The 1,659-nt window shown below is 62.1% G+C and carries 2 protein-coding genes; both read right to left on the bottom strand.

Going from position 1 to position 1,659, the window contains the following annotated elements; translation table 11 throughout:
- Positions 1–725, bottom strand: a 725-nt coding sequence (gene istB / locus BMX16_RS17170) for an IS21-like element helper ATPase IstB (protein WP_089906003.1), incomplete at its 3' end; no start/stop codon positions are given.
- A 10-nt stretch (positions 726–735) separates the two neighbouring features.
- A partial coding sequence (locus tag BMX16_RS17720; protein ID WP_177174726.1) for a transposase occupies positions 736–1,659 on the bottom strand: 924 nt, incomplete at its 5' end.

Below are 1,659 nucleotides of genomic sequence, written 5' to 3'. Positions count from 1 at the left end.
ATGGTTTTCCGCATGGACTGCCCTTCCAGCTCGATACGGTAGGCATTGTGGACGATGCGATCGAGGATGGCGTCGGCGAAGGTGGGCTCCCCGATGACGTCGTGCCACGCTGTGATGGGCAACTGGCTGGTGATCATGGTTGAGCCGCGGCCATACCGTTCTTCGACGACTTCCATCATATCCCGGCGCTGCGTCGCCGTGAGCCGGTCCGGCCCCCAATCATCAAGGATCAGCAGCTGAGCTTTGGTGATGCTGCGGAACAGGCGCGGGAAGCGACCATCACCATGGGCCAGTTCAAGCTCCTCGAAGAGGCGCGGCATCCGTTTGTAAACCACGGTGACGCCGTCGCGACAGGCCGCCTGCGCCAGGGCACAGCCGAGCCAGGTCTTGCCGACGCCGCAAGGGCCGGTGATGATCAGGCCGCGCTTGTCGGTGATCCACTTGCCGCTGAGCAGGCTCTGGAACAGCGCCTTGTCGAGGCCGCGCCGCGCACGGTAATCGACATCCTCCGGGCAGGCGCCCACATGGCGCAGCCTGGCGGAGCGCATGCGGGCCTCAAAGCGCTTGGTTTCTCTGCTGGCGACCTCACGGTCAACCAACAGGCCAAGCCATTCAGCGTGGCTGAGATCGGCAGCAGCGTCCTGAACCTGAAGGTCCGCGAAGGCTTCGGCCATACCGTCAAGCCGCAGGGCTTTCAGGTGATCGAGGGTTGGATGGGTAAGCATGGATGTCCTTTCAGTGGAAGTAATCGGCGCCACGGATGTTGGGGTGATTGATGGCAGGCTCTTCCGTGGCGCGGGCGCGAGCCTTGCTGTCCAGCCCATTCTTTAGGATCGAGTGGACTGATGAGTAGGACCGCGCGTTGATCTCCAAGGCGCGGTTGCAGGCGGCATCGAGGCGGTCCCGACCGAACCTGTCAGCCAGTCGGATCACGCCCAGACAGGTGCGATAGCCTTGTTCACAGTGCTTGCGGTCGCGCATCACGACCTCGGCGAAGATCGCAACGTTCGGCCCGATACGCGCGGCCCAAGCCTGGATGCGCTGCGGCGTCCAGTCTTCACGGAACGTGTGGTGTGCCGGCATGTGGTCGCGCTGCGTGGAATGCTGCCCGTTGCCGGAGGTGCGCACATGCGAGGCCACGCGTTTACCAATATGGAAGACTTCGACCGTTCGAGCGGTGATGCGCACCCACAGCTCTGTCTTCAGCAACTGATAGGGCACGGAGTAATAATGCCTGTCGATCGCGATGTGGTAATCGAGGCCGGCGCGGCACTTCTTCCATTCGGCATAGACATAAGGCGCCACCGTCAACGGCTTCAGGGCGGGCTTGTCCAACCGCTCGAACAGCTGCCTGCGGCTGGCGCCGAGATGACGCGAGACCTTGTCGTTGAGCCGGTCCAAAAGCGGGCGAATGGCAGCGTTCACATCCCCAAGGCTGAAGAACTGCCGATTGCGCAGCCGCGCCAGAATCCAACGCTCAACCAGTAAAACCGCGCCTTCGACTTTTGCTTTATCCTTTGGTTTGTGTGGCCGCGCTGGCACCACAGCCGTGTCGTAATGCGCTGCCATATCCGCATAGGTCCGGTTGATTACAGGGTCGTAGAAGCAGGCCTTTGTGACCCCTGCCTTCAGGTTGTCCGACACGACCTGCGCCGTCAC

This window comes from Loktanella fryxellensis, assembly GCF_900110065.1.
GTDB classification, from domain to species: domain Bacteria; phylum Pseudomonadota; class Alphaproteobacteria; order Rhodobacterales; family Rhodobacteraceae; genus Loktanella; species Loktanella fryxellensis.
This window is presented reverse-complemented; position numbering and strand designations above follow the sequence as displayed.